This is a genomic window from Ornithinimicrobium jinqii (genome assembly GCF_045032595.1).
Lineage (GTDB): Bacteria > Actinomycetota > Actinomycetes > Actinomycetales > Dermatophilaceae > Ornithinicoccus.
Window position 1 is genome coordinate 1 of the sequence record NZ_JBJFZS010000009.1, and the last position, 16,489, is coordinate 16,489.

The window sequence follows — 16,489 nt, forward strand, 5'->3', positions numbered from 1 at the left end:
TTGGGCAAAACCGAGAACGTCCCCCCTTGGGGGGGGGGGGGGGGGGGGGGCGATCTACGACGGAGGTGGTGCCGGGCGGAAGCCTCAGCTTTTCAGCCGGACCATGCCCTCCTGGCCCACGGTCGCCAGCAGCGTGCCGTCCGCGGCAAACATGTGACCGAGGCCCAGCCCACGCCCCGACTGGGCGGACGGGGAGGACTGGGTGTAGAGCACCCAGTCGTCGAGGCGGGCCGGGCGGTGGAACCACATCGCGTGGTCGAGGCTGGCCGGGCGCAGCCGAGGGTCTCCCCAGCCGATGCCGTGGCGGCGCAGGACCGGCTCGAGCAGGACGTAGTCGGAGGCGTAGGCCAGGATCGCCGCGTGCAGCAGGTCGTCGTCGGGCAGCTCGCGCTCGACCCGCAGCCAGACCGACTGCTCGGAGGGGCCGGGCTCGGCCGGCGCGAGCAGCAGCGGCTCGACGTGCCGGAGGTCCACCGCGCGGCTGCGCGCCGAGTGCCGCGCGACGGGGTGGTCGATCCGGGACAGGATGTCGCGGTCCGAGCGCAGCTCCTCCGGACCCGGCACCGTCGGCATGGCCAGGTGGTGGTCCAGTCCGTCGGAGTCATCCTGGAAGGAGGTGATGAGCGAGAGCAGGATGCGGCCCTCCTGCGTCGCGTGGACGCGCCGTGCGGAGAAGCTGCGGCCGTCGCGCATGGCCTCCACGACGAACTGGATCGGCTTGCTCGCGTCGCCGGGCCGCAGGAAGTAGCCGTGCAGGGAGTGGATGTGGCGGGGTGTCGAGAGAGCATGGTCGCCGTCGTCCGTGCTGTTCACGGTGCGGCCGGCCGCGACGACGCACTGGGCGAGCACCTGACCCCCGAAGACGCGACCGTGGGGCTGCGGCTGGCTCCGACCCGTGAACACCTCGCCGGGCGACTCGCCCAGGTCGCCCGTCGCCTCCGTGGGTGAGGCCACCTGGATCGTGGTGGGACCCTCGTAGGTCAGGTCGAGCACGTCGAGCAGGTCGTCGATCGGGTCGGTCAGGGGCGCGTCGGTCACGCGGTGGAGCCTAGTGCGTCGGGTATGCCGTCGCCGTGCACCCGGTCGGAGCAGCGGCGCCCGCTCATCCCTCGACGATGATCACGTCCAGGGTGCGCGGTCCGTGGACGCCCTCGACGCGGTCGAGCTCGATGTCGCTGGTCGCGCTGGGGCCGCTGATCCAGGTGAGCGGCCGCAGCGGGTCGACCAGCGCGACGGCGGCGGGGACGTCGTGGACGACCTGGTCGGCGCGGATCACGCAGACGTGCTGGTCGGGAACGAGGGACAGCGCCCGACGGCCCTGGTCCTCGGCGTGGTCGAGCACGATCGTGCCGGTCGTCGCGATGCCGACCCGGGAGGCGGTCACGACGGCGTCGACGGCGTCGAGGGCGTAGACGTCCAGGTGCTCGTCGCTGCGCAGCTCCACGCCCGCATCGTGGGCGGGGGAGACCCAGCCCGCCTCCAGCCCGTGGGGAACGACCACCGTCCGGGCGCCGGCCCGGGCCAGAGCCTCGGCGACGGCGCCGCCCACGGCACCCGGTGCGCAGCGCACGACGGTCGCGCGGTAGTCGGCGACGTTCTCGGCGAACAGCTCGAGCGTCTCCTCGGTGCCGGGGGAGTCGACCTGGATGATCGGCACCGGGCCTCGGTGCCCCTTGGGGGTGCTGATGTCCTGCGTGGCCTCTCGCAGGTGGCCCAGGATCTCCTCGCGGGCACTCATGCGCCGTCCTCCTCGTGGCTGTCGCCGTGGGTCTTGGCCCACCACTGCCGGAACGTCTCCCTGGGCGGCGTCGGCACGTCGCGTGCCTGCGTCCAGGCGCCCAGGCCGGGGATGCTGCGGATCGTGCGGTCGCCGAGCAGGCGCCCGCCCAGGCCGGCCGCCCTCTGCGCGGCCTCGAGCCGACGGTGGTCGGCGAAGGTCCACGCGGTGGCCCTCATGCCGAGGGCCTCGACCGACCGGCCGGACGACTCCTCCACGACCTGGGTGCGCAGGTGCACCAGCAGCGCCGGGATGTCGATCCGGACGGGGCAGGCCTCGAAGCACGCCCCGCAGAGCGAGGACGCGTAGGGCAGCGACTTGTCCACCGTGGACCCGGTGCCCCGCAGCTGCGGGTTGAGGACGGCACCGATCGGCCCGGGGTACACCGAGCCGTAGGCGTGCCCGCCGGCCCGCTCGTAGACCGGGCAGACGTTGAGGCAGGCGGAGCAGCGGATGCAGCGCAGGGCGTCGCGGCCGACGTCGTCGGCCAGGACCCGGCTGCGTCCGTTGTCGATGAGGACCACGTGCACCTCTTGCGGTCCGTCGCCCTCGTGGATGCCGCTCCACATCGAGGTGTAGGGGTTCATCCGCTCCCCGGTGCTGGACCGCGGCAGCAGCTGCAGCATGGTGCCGAGGTCGGCGAAGGTCGGCAGCACCTTCTCCACGCCGACGACCGAGATGAGCGTCTCGGGGAGTGTGAGGCACATGCGGCCGTTGCCCTCGGACTCGACCACGACGAGCGTGCCGGTGTCGGCGATCGCGAAGTTCGCGCCGGACACCGCGACCTTGGCGCGCAGGAACTTCTCGCGCAGGTGCAGGCGCGCCGCCTCCGCGAGCTTCGCGGGCTCGTCGGAGAGGTCCTCCGGGGCGGGCCGGCCCACGGACCCCATCTCGCGCATGAAGATCTCGCGGATCTCGGAGCGGTTGCGGTGGATGGCGGGCACCAGGATGTGGCTGGGGCGGTCGTGCCCGAGCTGCACGATGAGCTCGGCGAGGTCGGTCTCCCAGGCGTGGATGCCCGCAGCCTCGAGGGCCTCGTTGAGCTCGATCTCCTGGGTGGCCATCGACTTGACCTTGACGACCTCGTCGGTGCCCTTGGCGCGCACCAGCTCCACGACGATGCGGTTGGCCTCCTCGGCGTCCCGGGCCCAGTGGACCACGGCCCCGCGCGCCGTCAGGTTCGTCTCCAGCTCCTCGAGGTACTCCGGGAGGTGGTGCAGCGCCTCGTCCTTGGCCTCCGCGCCGGCGACGCGCAGCTCCTCCCAGGCGTCGACCTCCGCGACCACGGACGCCCGCTTGGCGCGGATGGTGGCGGTCGCGTGCGCGAGGTTGCGCCGCTGCTGGGTGTTGGTCAGGGCGACACGGGCCGCGGACTGGAAGGACGGCATACCGACAAAGATCGGGGAGGTGACCTGCAGAGGGCCGCGGTGGTCCTCCTGGGTCCCGTCGGGGTATGACGTGGGGCCGGCGCCGACGTCGCCCGTCGGCAGCGTCTCGGGCTGGGGCGGGGTCATGCCGGGTCTCCCTCGGTCGAGGCCAGGATCTGGGCGAGGTGCACCGTGCGCACGCCCGACCGCTGCCGGTCGAGGATGCCGCCGATGTGGGCCAGGCAGGAGTTGTCCCCCGCGACGACCACCTCGGCGCCGGTCTCCCGCACGTGGCGGGCCTTGTCCGCACCCATCGCGATGGACGTGTCGGCGTTCTTGACCGCGAAGGTGCCGCCGAAGCCGCAGCACTCCGTGGCGGACGGGAGGTCGACGAGGTCGATGCCGCGCACGGCGCGCAGCAGCTGCAGCGGCTTGTCGCCGACGTGGAGCATGCGCAGCGAGTGGCAGGTGGGGTGGTAGGTGACGCGGTGGGGGTAGTAGGCCCCCACGTCGGTCACGCCGAGGACGTCCACGAGGAACTCCGACAGCTCGTAGACGTGGCCGGCGGTCTCCTCGGCCGCGTGCGCCAGGCCGGTGTCCCCGGCCCGTCGGGCCAGCATCGCGTGCTGCTCGCGGACCGACCCGACGCACGACCCGGAGGGGGCGACGACGTGGTCGTACCCGCCGAAGACGTCGACGAACTTGCGGACGAGCGGGGTGGCCTCGTCGGCATACCCCGTGTTGGTGAACATCTGCCCGCAGCAGGTCTGCTCACGCGGGAAGACGACCCGGCACCCCAGCCGCTCGAGCAGGGTGACCACGGCGCGGGGAGCCTCTGGCCACATCGTGTCGTTGAAGCACGTGGCGAAGATCGCCACCGTGGGGCTCGGGCTCACCCTCGCCCTCCTCCCTGCGCATCGTCGCGCGGTCCGCCGGGGCCCACCGAATGGTCGGACCATTGCCGTCGAGCCTAGGGCTAGAGTCTGCGACACGTCAAGGGATCGCCGACCGGCGAACGCAGGCAGCAGGAGGTCCGGATGGGTGAGGTCAGTCCCCCTCGCGCCTACGAGATCGTGGTGGCCTGGGTGGAGGAACGGGTGCTTCTCGGGCAGCTCGGCGTCGGCGACTTCCTGCCCTCGGAGCGTGAGCTGGCCGGCATGCTCGGCGTGAGCCGTCCCGCCGTCCGCGAGGGCGTGCGCAGCCTGCAGGCCCAGGGTGTCCTGCACTCCTCGGTGGGTGCCGGGCGGGCTGGTGGCACGCAGGTCACCGCCGTGCCGGCAGGTGCTCTGGCGAGACTGCTGCGGCTGCACGTCGCCCTGGCCAACTTCCCGCTCGACGACGTGGTCGAGGTGCGGGTCGCTCTCGAGCGGCTCAGTGTCCGGCTGGCGTGCGCACGCGCCACCGACGAGGACCTGGTGCGCGTCGGGGAGCAGCTGCAGGCGATGCGCGATGCCACCACGCGCGAGGAGTTCAACGACGCCGACGCCGCCTTCCACGTGGCCATCGCGCAGTCGTCGGGCAACCGGTTGTCCACCGACACGACCATTGCCATCCGTGAGTCGGTGCGCCCCCCGATCCTTCGCGGGATGGCACGGCTGAGCCACGAGGAGTACGACGAGCTGGCCGTGGACCTGATGCGCGAGCACGAGGCCATCCACGCGGCGGTCCTCGCGCGCGACGCTCCGGTCGCCGAGGCCCTGGTCGAGGTCCACGTCCGGGAGGCCTGGCGCCGGTTGCGGGTGGTCGACTAGGCCCCGGGGCAGCGGGACACAATGGCGGGATGAGCGACGACCCCCTGCCCGACGTGCCCGCCGCGGCCATCGTCTACCCGATCACCGTCCGCTGGTCGGACCTGGACGCCTACGCCCACGTCAACAACGTGCAGTACCTGCGCTACTTCGAGGAGGCGCGGGTCTACGCCTTCAAGGACTGGTTCGGGCAGGAACGCGACCTCATCGACGAGGGGATGCTCGTGGTCTCGCAGGCCGTCGACTACCTCGTTCCGATGGAGTTCTCCTACGCACCGGCGCGGGTCGCGGTGTGGTGCTGCGACGTCGGGGCCGCGAGCTTCGAGCTGGGGTGTGCCGTGGGCGGGCCCGCGGGGGACCGGACCGTCTACGCGCGGGGCCGGGTGACCCTCGTCGCCTACGACCTCGAGGGCAAGACGCCACGCCGGCTCGGCGAGGTGGAACATGCTGCGCTGCAACGATTTATGGGTCCTTCTCCGCGACTCCGCAGCGATCGGCGCCCGGGGGGCCGCGGGTGAACGACACCTCGACCCTGACCTTGACCTTCGCGGACGGGGAGGGCGTCGCCGACCTCGCCACCTACGTGGCTCGGTCGCGGACCCTCGACGCCGACGGCGCGATCCGTCTGCAGGCCGTCGGGCCGGTGCTGGCCGGGTGGGTCTGTGTGGTGCCGGGTCAGGGGCTGATGAGGTCGGGGCTGGTCCTGGGCCTGCGCACGATGGCCCTCGCCGACGATCACCGGCTGGACGTCACGGTGCCGCTCACGGCGTTGGCCGACCGCTTCGCCCGGCGGGGGGCGACCGGAGACGCCGGGGCGACGCTGTCGGTGCCGCCCACGCAGGTCGTCCCCCAGTGGGCGAGCGTCAGCCCGCCCCGGGGCAGCTGGGAGCCGGAGGGCGAGGTGAGCACGGAGGCCTTGCTCGCCGCCGCGGAGGAGGGGATCGCCGAGGTGGCCCAGGGCGCCCCCACGGGCTCGGGTGCCGCAGCGGTGGCGATGCTGCGCGCCCGCGTCTGGGCGCGCGAGGTCCAGGGCGGCGCGACCGCCGGCGCCGGCCTCGCCGCCAGGGTGCTGGGGTTCGCACGGCCCGGCGACGGCCGCGTCGCCACGGTCCACCGCAGCGGCGTCTGGACGCGCGTCACCTTCCCGACCGGCCACGTCCTCTCCCGCTGACCGGCGCCGGACGCGTCGGGTGGCCGGCCCGGCGTGCCGTCGTACTGCCACCGCCCCCGGATCCCGAGATCGGGTGCGAGTCGGACGGGCGGGCGACCACCCTGCAACACTGGGGCATGCCGCCCGAGCCCAACTCTGCTCCTGCGCCGCGCGAGGGCGCGGAGTTCGAGGCGCATGAGGCGCATGAGGCGACGGACGCTGAGGCCCGCGCGCTCGCCTCGGGTCTGCGGCTGCGGATCCTGAGGCTGTGCATCGACGAGGCGCTGACCAACCGCGAGATCGCCGATGCGCTCGGACGCAACCCTGCGACCGTGCTCCACCACGTGCGCACGCTGGTGGACACCGGCTACCTCGAGGCCACCGAGACCCGTCGCGGGCGGCGCGGGGCCCGCGAGATCCCCTACAGAGCCACGGGCAAGTCGTGGTACACACGCACTCCGGTGACAGGAGACGCCATGATCGAGGCTTTCCTCGCCGAGGTGCGGGCGGTGCCGAAGGTCGACCGGAAAATGACCCGCCTCGGGCTGCGTCTGCCGCCGGGGGACGTGGAGGAGCTTGAGACACGGTTGCAGGAACTCCTTCACGAGTTTCACGACCGACCGCGGGACCTCGCCGCGGAGCCATGGTCCCTCTTCGTCGCCCTTCACCCCGACACCTCCAGGCACGCCGCGGCCCCGGACCAGTAGGGCGTCGGGTCCGGACAGCACGGCGCGTCCGGCCCGGCAGCACGACACGTCTGGTCAGTGATTGACAAGACCAAATCACTGACGCACGATCGTCCCGTGACCACCCCGACCGCTGCGCGGCGCAGCCTCTGGCACCACCACGACTTCCGGCAGCTGTGGATGGGCGACACGGTGTCGGTCTTCGGCGCGCAGTTCGTCGGGTTCGCGATGCCGCTCATGGCCGTGCAGCTGCTCGGGGCGGACGCCTTCGAGATGGGTCTGCTCGCCACCCTGCAGTCGCTCGCCTTCCTCCTCATCTCCCTGCCCGCCGGTGCCTGGGTCGACCGGTGGCGCAAGAAGGTGGTCCTGGTCCTCGGCGACCTCCTCCGCGCCGCGATCCTCATCACCGTGCCCCTGGCCTGGCTGCTCGAGGCGCTGACGATGTGGCAGCTCTACGTCGTCGCGTTCGCGGTCGGCTGCATCGCCGTCTTCTTCGACGTCGCCAACCAGTCCTACCTGCCCGAGATCGTTCCCGGCGACCAGATCAGCGAGGGCAACGGCAAGCTGCAGGCCAGCCAGCAGACCGCCGGGGTCGTCGGTCCGGCCGCTGCGGCGGCCCTGGTCCGGCTGGTCGGCTCGCCGCTGACCATCGCCGCCACCGCGGTCTGCATGGCGCTGTCCTCGCTCTTCGTCAGCCGCATCCGCCATCGCGAGGACGCCCCCGACCCCGCCGCCCGACGGCCGCTGGTCGAGGAGGTCAAGGAGGGTATGGCGTTCGTGCTCGGTCACCCGCTGCTGCGCCGCATCGTCGCGTGCACCGGCCTGTCCAACCTCACCTCCTCGGCCGTCTTTGCGCTCTTCGTGCTCTACGCCATCCGGACCCTTGGTCTGTCGGAGACCACCCTCGGCCTCGTGCTGTCGGTCAGCGCGGTCGGCGGACTCCTCGGGGCGGTCAGCTCGGAGCGCTTCGGCCGGCTCGTCGGTGAGGGCCGGGCGATCCCCCTCGCCGCCGTCATCAGCGGGGCGGCGATGCTCACCACCCCGCTGGCCAGCGTCCTGCCCCCGGCGCCCACCCTGCTCGTCGGAGGGTTCCTCATCTCCTGGGCCGTCGTCGTCTACAACATCGCCCAGGTCAGCTTCCGCCAGCGGCTCTGCCCCAGGCAGCTGCTGGGCCGGATGAACGCCTCGATCCGCTTCCTGGTGTGGGGCCCCATGCCGGTCGGTGCCTTTCTCGGCGGCCTCCTGGGCCGGGAGCTTGGCGTCGTGCCGACGATGTGGATCTTCTCCTCCCTCGCCCTCCTCGCCGCCCTGCCCGTGGTGCTCTCGCCGCTCGTCGGGATGCGCACCCTGCCCCGCGAGCTCGACGCGCTCGCCGCCGACCCCGCCGAGTCCGCAGCGCACCCCCCGACCGAGGAGAAGGCGGGCCCGACCGCCTGACCGGCGCCACGCCATACCCTGCAGGGGTGGACACCGCCCTGCTGACCAACATCGCCCTCGTCCTGATCTTCGTGCTCGTCGGGGGTGTCTTCGCCGCCACCGAGATGGCGATCGTGTCGCTGCGGCCGAGCCAGGTCGACGACATCGAGCGCGCCGGCGGCAGCGGTCCGCGGATCGCGCGCCTCGTCCGCGACCCCAACACCTTCCTCTCCGCGGTCCAGGTCGGCGTGACGGTCGCCGGGTTCTTCTCCTCCGCGTTCGGCGGCGCGACGATCGCGCCCTACGTCTCGAGGTCGCTGCAGTCGGCCGGCCTCGGCGAGGGGGTGGCCGACCCCCTCTCGCTGGTGCTCATGACCCTCGTCATCGCCTACCTCTCGCTCGTCCTCGGCGAGCTGGTGCCCAAGCGGCTCGCCATGCAGCGCTCGACCCAGTTCACGCGGGCGCTGGCTCCGCCGCTCGGGCTCTTCGCGAAGGCCCTCCGCCCGGTCATCTGGCTGCTGTCGGCGTCGACGAACGTGGTCGTCCGGATCCTCGGCGGCGACCCCGACGCCACCAACGAGGAGATGAGCATCGAGGAGCTGCGCCGCGTCGTCGCGGACAACCGCGACCTGCGCCCCTACAGCCGCGAGATCCTCGCCGACGTCTTCCGGGCTGCCGAGCGCACCCTCGGCGACGTGCTCCGCCCCCGGCCCGACGTCGAGTTCCTGCGCGCCACGCAGACCGTGGAGGAGATCGAGGAGTTCCTCGCCAGCTCGTCGCACAGCCGCTACCCGGTGATCGGCGAGTCCGTCGACGACGTGCTGGGCTTCGTGCACGTGCGCGACCTGCTCACGATCGACGACGCCCTGAGAGCCGGGGTGCGCGTCGGCGACCGGGTCCGCACGATCACCGCGCTCCCGGTCACCAAGGCGGTCCTGCCGACCCTCAAGCTGCTGCGCGACACGCAGCAGCACCTCGCCCTCGTCGTCGACGAGCACGGCGGCACCGAGGGCATCGTCACGATCGAGGACCTCGTGGAGGAGGTGGTCGGGGAGATCTACGACGAGTACGACACCGACCCCGATCCCGAGGACTCCCTGGTCCACGAGGGCGGCACCGTCCGCGTGGCCGGCGGTCTGATCGTCGAGGAGCTCGAGGACGCGCTCGAGCTCACGCTGCCGCGCGGCGGCTACGAGACGGTGGCCGGCCTGATCCTCCAGCAGCTGGGCAGCGTCGCGCGCGAGGGCGACGAGGTGCAGGTGGGGGGCGTTCGGCTGCGGGTCGTGGCCATGGAGGGTATGCGGATCCGCGAGGTCGAGGTGACGCGCGAGGCGCCCTCGACGGACTGAGGAGCTCTGCCCGTCAGCCGAGCCAGACCGTGCAGTCCTGCGGCACCCGACCGGCCTCCAGACGCCCGCTCGCGACGAGCACCTCCATGCCCTCCGGCAGGGCGACCGGCTCCGTCCCCAGGTTGGCCAGCACGGCGACCGGCCGCCCGTCCAGGCGGGCGTTGCGGAACGCGAGGACGTCGGGACCGAAACCGGGCAGCCACTCCAGCCCGCCGACGCCGAGGTCGTGCTCGCGGCGCAGCTGCAGCAGGCGGCGGTAGGTCTCCAGCGTCGACCCGTCGACACCCTCCTGGCGGTCGACGGCGAGCGGCCCGTAGGCCAGCGGCTGCGGAAGCCAGCTCTCCTGTGCCGACCCGAACCCGTAGGACGGGGCACCTGCCACCCAGGGCATCGGGACCCGGCAGCCGTCCCGGCCGAGCTCCTCGCCGTCGGTACGGTGGAACGCCGGGTCCTGGCGGACCGCGTCCGGCATCGCGGTGTGGTCCGGCAGGCCGAGCTCCTCGCCGTTGTAGAGGTAGGCAGAGCCGGGCAGCGCGAGCATCAGCGCGGTCGCGGCCCGCGCGCGACGCAGTCCGAGCACCGTGTCGGGCTGGACGCTGTCGACGCCGATCCCGTTGGGGCGGTGCGTGTGCGGGGGAAGACCCAGCCGCGAGGCATGACGCACGACGTCGTGGTTGGACAGCACCCACGTCGTCGGCGCACCCACCTCGTCGGCCGCCGCCAACGACGCGTCGACCACCTTGCGCAGGTCCGCCGCCCGCCACGGGGTGTCGAGGAAGTGGAAGTTGAACGCCTGGTGCATCTCGTCGGGCCGCACGAAGCGCATCGTCCGGTGCTGGCTCGGCAGCCAGGCCTCGGCGCACAGGATCCGGTCCTGCGCGGGGTCCCCCGTCGGGTTGTAGCTGTCCAGGACCTCGCGCCACCGGCGGTAGATCTCGTGCACACCCTCCTGGTCCCACATCGGGCCCAGGTTGGCGTGCGCGGCCTCCGGGTCGGCCGCCCCGGCCATCACGGCCCGCTCCTCCCAGTCGGGCAGCTCCTCGTCCTTGACCAGCGAGTGCGCGACGTCCACGCGGAAGCCGTCCACGCCGCGGTCCAGCCAGAAGCGCAGCACCGACTCCATCTCCTCCGCCACCTCGGCGTTGCGCCAGTTGAGGTCGGGCTGGGAGTCGTCGAAGAGGTGGAGGTACCACTGGCCGGGCGTCCCGTCGGCCTCCGGCACCCGCGTCCAGGCGATCCCGCCGAACACGGACTGCCAGTTGTTGGGCGGCAGCGCCCCGTCAGGGCCGACGCCGTCCCGGAAGAGATAGCGGTCGCGTTCCGGGGAGCCCGCGTCGGCCGCCAGCGCCTCCTGGAACCAGACGTGGCGGTCGCTGGTGTGGTTGGGCACCAGGTCGATCAGCACCCGGATCCCCAGCTCGTGGGCACGCGCGATCAGCGCGTCCGCGTCCCCCAGCGACCCGAAGAGGGGGTCGACGTCGCGGTAGTCGGCCACGTCATATCCCGCGTCGAGCATGGGGGAGACGTAGAAGGGGCTGAGCCAGACGGCGTCCACCCCGAGCCCGGCGAGGTACTCCAGGCGCGAGGTGACGCCCGGCAGGTCGCCCACGCCGTCGCCGTCGCCGTCGGCGAAGCTGCGCGGGTAGACCTGGTAGATCACGGCATGCCGCCACCACGGGGCGGAGTGCGGCTCGGGGGCGTGCGTCGTGCGGGAGGGGAGGGTGGTCACGACCGACCAGGGTATGCCGTGCGGCTCAGTCCTCCAGACTGTTCACCATCGAGTGGGCCGCGTTGGCCATGTAGGCGCGCATCTGGTGCTCGTCCATCGGGCTGAGCCGGTCGGTGATCGTGTCGATCGCGGCGTTCATGTGCTGAAGCCACCTGTCGCGCTGGGCCGGGGTGACCTTGTAGGGGACGTGCCGCATCCGCAGGCGCGGGTGGCCGCGCTGCTGGGAGTAGGTGGTCGGGCCGCCGAAGTACTGCTCCAGGAAGCCCCGCAGCCGTTCCTCGGCCGGACCGAGGTCCTCCTCCGGGTAGAGGTCGCGCAGCGGGGCGTCGTCGGCGACGCCCACGTAGAACGCGTGGACGAGGCGGACGAAGGTGCCGTGGCCGCCGACCCGCTCGTAGAAGGTCTGCGGTGCCTCGGCGGGCGTGGTCTCGTCGGGGAGGGGCTGCTGGCTCACCCCCCGAGTGTCTCAGGTGCGGTGCCCAGCCCCCGACGGCGTAGGAGTGCAGCTCGACCTCGAAGCGGTCGTCGTAGCCCTCGACGACCAGCTCGATCGAGGTGCTCGCCGGGTGGAGCCCGGCCCCACGTCCTCGGCCCCACTACCCGGCAGGAATCGTTCCTCCCGGCGGATGCTTCCAGCGGGAGGAACGATTTCTGCCGGGTAGTCGGTGGAGGACGGGGGGGGGGCGGGTCCTTGGCCAGGAGGGGGTGACGGCTGGTCAGGGTGCGCTGGGGCGCCACGCGACGATCTGCAGCGGCGGCTGCCCGGGGGCGGGCGGCACGCTGGCCGACAGCTGGGTGGGCCCGTCGCCGGTGGCGGCCCGGTCCACCCTGACCTGCCGCAGGAGCGTCTCGGCGAGACGGGCCGTGTCCTGCAGGTGCGGGACACGTCGCAGCTGCTCACCACGCGTGAGGGTGGCCGGCGTCGTCGGAGGACCGTCGGTGCCGAGGACCACCCAGCCCCAGGTCCACGGGTCGTCGTCGGGGGACGGTGCGACCGGCAGCTCGTGCCGGTGCCCGTCGCGCGGCACCAGCCATGCCCCTGCGGGCACCAGCCCGGGAACGTCCGGCAGGCCGTCGGGCACCGGCGTCGCGAGGGCCGCACCCTGCGGCTGCTCGGGGCTCCCGGGCACCACCTGCACCGACCAGGACCGCGGCAGCGCCCTGGCTCCCTCCACGGAGAGGACGACGGTGCGCGACCGTCCCGCCACGGGCACCAGCTCGGCCGGAAGGTCGAGCGTGCGCCGGGCCCCCGGCCGTGCCGCGAACCACGCGCCGGCCCGCAGGTCCGGGTCCTGCTGCGCCCAGTCGGAGTCGTCGTCGTCCAGGTCGCCGTCGTCGGTCACGACGATCCCGTCGACCGCGAGCGTCAGCAGGCCCGGCTCCCCTGCCCACAGCTCGAGCCGGGAGTCGTGCTCGACGCCCACCATCGCGACCTGGACCGTCCCTGCTCCGTGCCGCACGGTCGGAGCGGAGGAGTCGAGCCCGGCGGAGCCGTCCGGGGCGTCGGGGACGTCCAGCAACGGACCGGAGCGCAGGGGAGCGCCGTAGAGCTCGAGGTAGACGGCCAGCGTCGCGCTCCCTCTCCGCGGCAGGTCACCGGACCACGCGTGCTCCGGTGCGGGCCGGTCCTCCGGTCCAGCGGGCGGGAGCGGGTGGAGCCGCGTGAGCGGCGGTGTGCCCTCCTTCCCCGCGCACGGCACCTGGACGGTCCCCTCGTCGAACGTCAGGGTGAGCGTCGGCGGCCTCAGCGCCGGATCGTCCAGCGCGGGCAGGTCGCACCAGAGCACGGCATACCTCGCCCCTCCGGTCCGCCACCCGGCACCCAGCCGCACGGTCCCCTCCTGCTGGCGGTAGTCCACCTCGACCGCGTCGGTGAGGCGCATGCCGTCGACGCCGACCGGTGGCCGTCCCTCGTCGTCGAGGACCCAGCCGCGCCCGGTCAGGTCGGGAGCGAGGGCCGGGGGGCGGGTCGGGGCGCTCGTGCCCTCTCCTCGGTCGCCGGGCCCCGTGGCGTGGACGACGACCACGAGCGCGAGCCCGAGGAGGAGGACGAGCCACCGGACCCCGCGGGTCATCGTGGGCTCAGACCTCCGGCCCCGCGTAGGGCGCGAGGATCGGACCACGCACGCCGGCGGCGTCGAGCGCCGACTTGGCGCGCTCGCGGATCTCCCGGGGTATGGCGTACTGCTCGCCGGGTCGGGTCCTGACGAAGATGCGCAGGGTCATCGTGCCGCCGCTGACCCCCTCCACCCCGGCCACCGTGGGCGTCTCCAGCAGCACGTCCGACCAGGCCTCGTCCGCGGCGAGGTCGGCGAGCATCTCGTTCAGGATGGGGATCACCCGGTGCGGGTTCTCGTCGGAGGCCACCGGGACGTCGACGGGCGCGACGGCCCAGCCCTGGCTCTTGTTGCCGATGCGGACGATCTCGCCGTTGCGGATGAACCAGACGACGCCGGTGGCGTCCCGCAGCCGGGTGACCCGCAGGGTGACCTCCTCGACCGTGCCGGTGGCCTCGCCGGTGTCGACGACGTCGCCGACGCCGTACTGGTCCTCGATGATCATGAAGATCCCGGAGAGGAAGTCCTTCACCAGCGACTGGGCGCCGAAGCCCAAGGCCACGCCGCCGATCCCCGCCGAGGTGAGCAGCGGGGCCAGCGCCAGGCCGAGCTCGGCCATGACGGTCAGCACCGCCACCGCGGCGATGGTGAAGGTCGCGATGCTGCGGAGCAGCGATCCGGTGGTGAGCGCCCGCTGCCGCCGTCGCTCCTCGGTGACGCCGGACGCGACGTCGAGCGCCCGGGCCAGGCTCGTGCGCTCGTGGTCGTCGGCGCGCTCCACGGCTCGGTCGACCACCGTGCGGATCGCCCGGAGCACCACCCACCGGAGCACCAGCGCGCCCACGACGATGAGCACGATGCGCAGGGGAGGACCGGCGAGCCACGTCAGGGTCGACTCCCAGCTGGTGAACGGTGTCGTCGACGTCTGCATGAGGTCCATTGTCGCGGCACGACCGAGCGGAGTGCGAGAGCATGTCCGTGGGCCTGACAAACTGTGCCCGGCACGTCCCGTGCCCGCTGGTCCGTCCCCTGCAGACGATGTGCGTCCGATGTTGCTCCGAAAGGTCCCGCTGTGCCCCAGCTCACCCCCCGCCTCACCGAGCTCGCCGACGCCCACGGGGTGGCGACCGAGTTCTGGGACTGGCAGGGCCGCCGCGTCGAGGTGTCCGTCGAGACCGTGCTGGCCGTGCTGACCGCCCTGGGCGTGGAGGCGGAGGGGGAGGGCGACGTCGAGCGGGCGCTCGCCGCCGTCGACGAGCGTCCCTGGACCCGCGTGCTGCCGCCGGTCGTCGTCACCGTCGAGGGCACCCGCCCGGAGGTGCCGGTCCACATGACCGAGGGAGGGTCCTTCGAGGCGCGCGTCGTGCTGGAGGACGGCACCGTGACCGAGCTCGGTGCGCTGGACGACGAGCGTGAGTCGCGGGAGGTCGGGGGGCGCACCGTGGCGAGGGTGCACCTGGACCTCGGCACCGACCTGCCGCTGGGGTGGCACACCGTGGAGGTGCGGGAGGGCGACGCCGTGCGGCGGATGCCCCTCGTGGTGACCCCGCCCGTGCTCGCCCTGCCCGAGTCGCTCGCGGGTCCGGGCGCGCAGAGCTGGGGTCTGATGACCCAGCTCTACGCCATGCGCTCCACCGAGTCCTGGGGGATCGGCGACCTCGCCGACCTCGGGGACGCCGGGGCGTGGGCGGCGGGGATGGGCGCCGACTTCGTCCTCGTCAACCCGCTGCACGCCGCCGAGCCGGTCCCACCGTTGGAGCCGTCGCCCTACCTGCCGACGAGCCGTCGGTTCGTCAACCCGCTGTACATCCGCGTCGAGGACGTCCCCGAGGTCGGCTACCTGTCAGCGGCCGAGCGGCAGCTCGTGGAGTGGCACTCCGACGATGCCAAGCGCTACCTCTCGCTCGACTTTATCGAGCGCGACGCGGTGTGGATGGCCAAGGAGGCGGCGCTGCGGATGATCTTCCGGCAGCGGCGCTCGCTGCGCCGGTCCCGCGCGTTCAACGCCTTCGTCGAGCGCGAGGGCCAGGGGCTGGTGGACTATGCCACGTGGTGCGCCCTGTGCCAGTTCCACGGCACCTGGTGGCGGCAGTGGCCGGCCGGGCTGCAGGACCCGCGCGGCGCCGCGGTCGAGGCTTTCCGCGAGAAGCACGCCGACGAGGTGGAGTTCCACTGCTGGCTGCAGTGGATCCTCGACGACCAGCTGGCCAAGGTGCAGCGCGACCTCATCGACACGGGCATGTCGATCGGGCTGATCTCCGACCTCGCCGTGGGCGTGCATCCGGACGGCGCCGACGCCTGGGGCCTGGGGGACGCGCTCGCCCGCGGCGTGACCGTGGGTGCGCCTGCCGACCAGTACAACCAGCTCGGGCAGGACTGGAGCCAGCCCCCGTGGCGCCCGGACCAGCTCGCCGACCTGGGCTACACGCCATACCGGGACATGGTGCGGGCCGCCCTCCGCGACAGTGGCGGGCTGCGCGTCGACCACGTGATCGGGCTCTTCCGCCTGTGGTGGATCCCGCAGGGGCGCAAGCCCTTCGAGGGGACCTACGTGCGCTACGACCACGAGGCGATGGTCGGCATCCTGCTGCTCGAGGCGCACCGTGCGGGTGCCGTGGTCATCGGCGAGGACCTCGGGACCGTCGAGCCGTGGGTGCGCGACTACCTGCGCGAGCGCGGCGTGATGGGGACCTCGATCCTGTGGTTCGAGCGCGACTGGGAGGGCGACGGGGGGCTGCTCGACCCAGAGGAGTGGCGCGAGCTGTGCCTGGCCACGGTCACCACGCACGACCTGCCGCCGACCGCCGGCTATCTCGAGGGGGTGCACGTCGAGCTGCGCCACCGCCTGGGGCTGCTCGAGCGCGGGCTCGAGGAGGAGAAGTCCGAGGACGAGCAGTCCCGCGAGGAGGTGTTGGCCGACCTGCGTCAGCGCGGCCTGCTGCGCCCCGGCGCCGGCGTGCCCGACCAGGTGGAGGCGTTGCACGCCTTCCTCACCCGGACCCCGGCCAAGCTGGTGGGCGTGAGCGTGAGCGACCTGGCAGGGGACAAGCGGGTCATCAACCAGCCGGGCACCGACGAGGAGTACCCCAACTGGCGCGTGCCCCTGGCCGGCCCCGACGGCAGTGCGGTGATGCTCGAGGAACTCTTCACCTGGCGCTCTGCGCGCCGCCTCGCGCGGACGGTCACCGAGGGCGGCTGACCCCCCACCCG

Annotated in this window: 15 protein-coding genes; 7 read left to right on the forward strand and 8 right to left on the reverse strand. The window is 72.9% G+C overall.

Annotation, left to right across the window (positions count from 1 at the left end; translation table 11 throughout):
* Nucleotides 1-84: 84 nt before the first annotated feature.
* From ACI3ET_RS03455 to ACI3ET_RS03470, 4 genes are all read right to left on the reverse strand, one after another.
* Nucleotides 85-1,038 carry an acyl-CoA thioesterase gene (locus ACI3ET_RS03455; protein ID WP_405031560.1) on the reverse strand — a complete coding sequence of 318 codons (954 nt, stop codon included), beginning with the start codon at nucleotides 1,036-1,038 and terminating at the stop codon, nucleotides 85-87.
* 64 nt (nucleotides 1,039-1,102) lie between these two features.
* Nucleotides 1,103-1,738 (reverse strand): LutC/YkgG family protein, encoded by a 636-nt coding sequence (locus tag ACI3ET_RS03460; protein ID WP_405031561.1) that lies wholly within the window; start codon nucleotides 1,736-1,738, stop codon nucleotides 1,103-1,105.
* A complete protein-coding gene (locus ACI3ET_RS03465; protein WP_405031676.1) occupies nucleotides 1,735-3,165 on the reverse strand; it encodes a LutB/LldF family L-lactate oxidation iron-sulfur protein in 1,431 nt (476 codons plus the stop codon). Before ACI3ET_RS03465 ends, ACI3ET_RS03460 begins: the two co-directional genes overlap by 4 nt.
* Before the next feature lie 122 nt (nucleotides 3,166-3,287).
* Entirely contained in the window at nucleotides 3,288-4,040 is a 753-nt protein-coding gene (locus tag ACI3ET_RS03470) for a (Fe-S)-binding protein (protein WP_405031562.1), read from the reverse strand.
* A 141-nt stretch (nucleotides 4,041-4,181) separates the two neighbouring features.
* Between ACI3ET_RS03470 and ACI3ET_RS03475 the strand changes: the two genes are divergently transcribed.
* The 6 genes from ACI3ET_RS03475 (at nucleotide 4,182) to ACI3ET_RS03500 (ending at nucleotide 9,493) form a co-directional block, all read left to right on the forward strand.
* Nucleotides 4,182-4,895, forward strand: coding sequence for a FadR/GntR family transcriptional regulator (locus ACI3ET_RS03475; protein WP_405031563.1), 714 nt, complete (start codon nucleotides 4,182-4,184; stop codon nucleotides 4,893-4,895).
* Between the two features lie 29 nt (nucleotides 4,896-4,924).
* On the forward strand, nucleotides 4,925-5,410 hold the full coding sequence (locus ACI3ET_RS03480; protein WP_405031564.1) for an acyl-CoA thioesterase: 486 nt from the start codon (nucleotides 4,925-4,927) through the stop codon (nucleotides 5,408-5,410).
* On the forward strand, nucleotides 5,407-6,063 hold the full coding sequence (locus ACI3ET_RS03485; RefSeq protein ID WP_405031565.1) for a hypothetical protein: 657 nt from the start codon (nucleotides 5,407-5,409) through the stop codon (nucleotides 6,061-6,063). Before ACI3ET_RS03480 ends, ACI3ET_RS03485 begins: the two co-directional genes overlap by 4 nt.
* A gap of 116 nt (nucleotides 6,064-6,179) precedes the next feature.
* The gene (locus tag ACI3ET_RS03490; RefSeq protein WP_405031566.1) at nucleotides 6,180-6,749 is read left to right on the forward strand and encodes an ArsR/SmtB family transcription factor; all 570 of its coding nucleotides are present in this window, start codon (nucleotides 6,180-6,182) and stop codon (nucleotides 6,747-6,749) included.
* A 96-nt stretch (nucleotides 6,750-6,845) separates the two neighbouring features.
* Nucleotides 6,846-8,165, forward strand: coding sequence for an MFS transporter (locus ACI3ET_RS03495; RefSeq protein ID WP_405031567.1), 1,320 nt, complete (start codon nucleotides 6,846-6,848; stop codon nucleotides 8,163-8,165).
* A gap of 26 nt (nucleotides 8,166-8,191) precedes the next feature.
* A complete protein-coding gene (locus ACI3ET_RS03500; protein ID WP_405031568.1) occupies nucleotides 8,192-9,493 on the forward strand; it encodes a hemolysin family protein in 1,302 nt (433 codons plus the stop codon).
* 13 nt (nucleotides 9,494-9,506) lie between these two features.
* Here ACI3ET_RS03500 and ACI3ET_RS03505 read toward each other — a convergent pair whose 3' ends face one another.
* From ACI3ET_RS03505 to ACI3ET_RS03520, 4 genes are all read right to left on the reverse strand, one after another.
* Nucleotides 9,507-11,222, reverse strand: coding sequence for a glycoside hydrolase family 13 protein (locus tag ACI3ET_RS03505; protein WP_405031569.1), 1,716 nt, complete (start codon nucleotides 11,220-11,222; stop codon nucleotides 9,507-9,509).
* Nucleotides 11,223-11,247: 25 nt separating this feature from the next.
* The gene (locus ACI3ET_RS03510) at nucleotides 11,248-11,676 is read right to left on the reverse strand and encodes a globin (protein ID WP_405031570.1); all 429 of its coding nucleotides are present in this window, start codon (nucleotides 11,674-11,676) and stop codon (nucleotides 11,248-11,250) included.
* A 262-nt stretch (nucleotides 11,677-11,938) separates the two neighbouring features.
* A complete protein-coding gene (locus tag ACI3ET_RS03515; RefSeq protein WP_405031571.1) occupies nucleotides 11,939-13,297 on the reverse strand; it encodes a hypothetical protein in 1,359 nt (452 codons plus the stop codon).
* Nucleotides 13,298-13,304: 7 nt separating this feature from the next.
* Nucleotides 13,305-14,210: a mechanosensitive ion channel family protein gene (locus ACI3ET_RS03520; RefSeq protein ID WP_405031572.1), complete on the reverse strand. Its 906-nt coding sequence runs from the start codon at nucleotides 14,208-14,210 to the stop codon at nucleotides 13,305-13,307.
* 141 nt (nucleotides 14,211-14,351) lie between these two features.
* Here ACI3ET_RS03520 and malQ point away from each other — a divergent pair, with 141 nt between their 5' ends.
* Nucleotides 14,352-16,478, forward strand: a complete 2,127-nt coding sequence (malQ, locus tag ACI3ET_RS03525) for a 4-alpha-glucanotransferase (protein WP_405031573.1) — start codon at nucleotides 14,352-14,354, stop codon at nucleotides 16,476-16,478.
* Nucleotides 16,479-16,489: the final 11 nt, after the last annotated feature.

Excerpts from the sequence above, each read along its gene's own strand:
- ACI3ET_RS03460 (WP_405031561.1), bottom strand. The coding sequence starts at position 1,738 with ATGAGTGCCCGCGAGGAGATCCTGGGCCACCTGCGAGAGGCCACGCAG.
- ACI3ET_RS03465 (WP_405031676.1), bottom strand. The coding sequence starts at position 3,165 with ATGCCGTCCTTCCAGTCCGCGGCCCGTGTCGCCCTGACCAACACCCAG.
- ACI3ET_RS03475 (WP_405031563.1), top strand. The coding sequence starts at position 4,182 with ATGGGTGAGGTCAGTCCCCCTCGCGCCTACGAGATCGTGGTGGCCTGG.
- ACI3ET_RS03480 (WP_405031564.1), top strand. The coding sequence starts at position 4,925 with ATGAGCGACGACCCCCTGCCCGACGTGCCCGCCGCGGCCATCGTCTAC.
- ACI3ET_RS03490 (WP_405031566.1), top strand. The coding sequence starts at position 6,180 with ATGCCGCCCGAGCCCAACTCTGCTCCTGCGCCGCGCGAGGGCGCGGAG.
- ACI3ET_RS03515 (WP_405031571.1), bottom strand. The coding sequence starts at position 13,297 with ATGACCCGCGGGGTCCGGTGGCTCGTCCTCCTCCTCGGGCTCGCGCTC.
- ACI3ET_RS03520 (WP_405031572.1), bottom strand. The coding sequence starts at position 14,210 with ATGCAGACGTCGACGACACCGTTCACCAGCTGGGAGTCGACCCTGACG.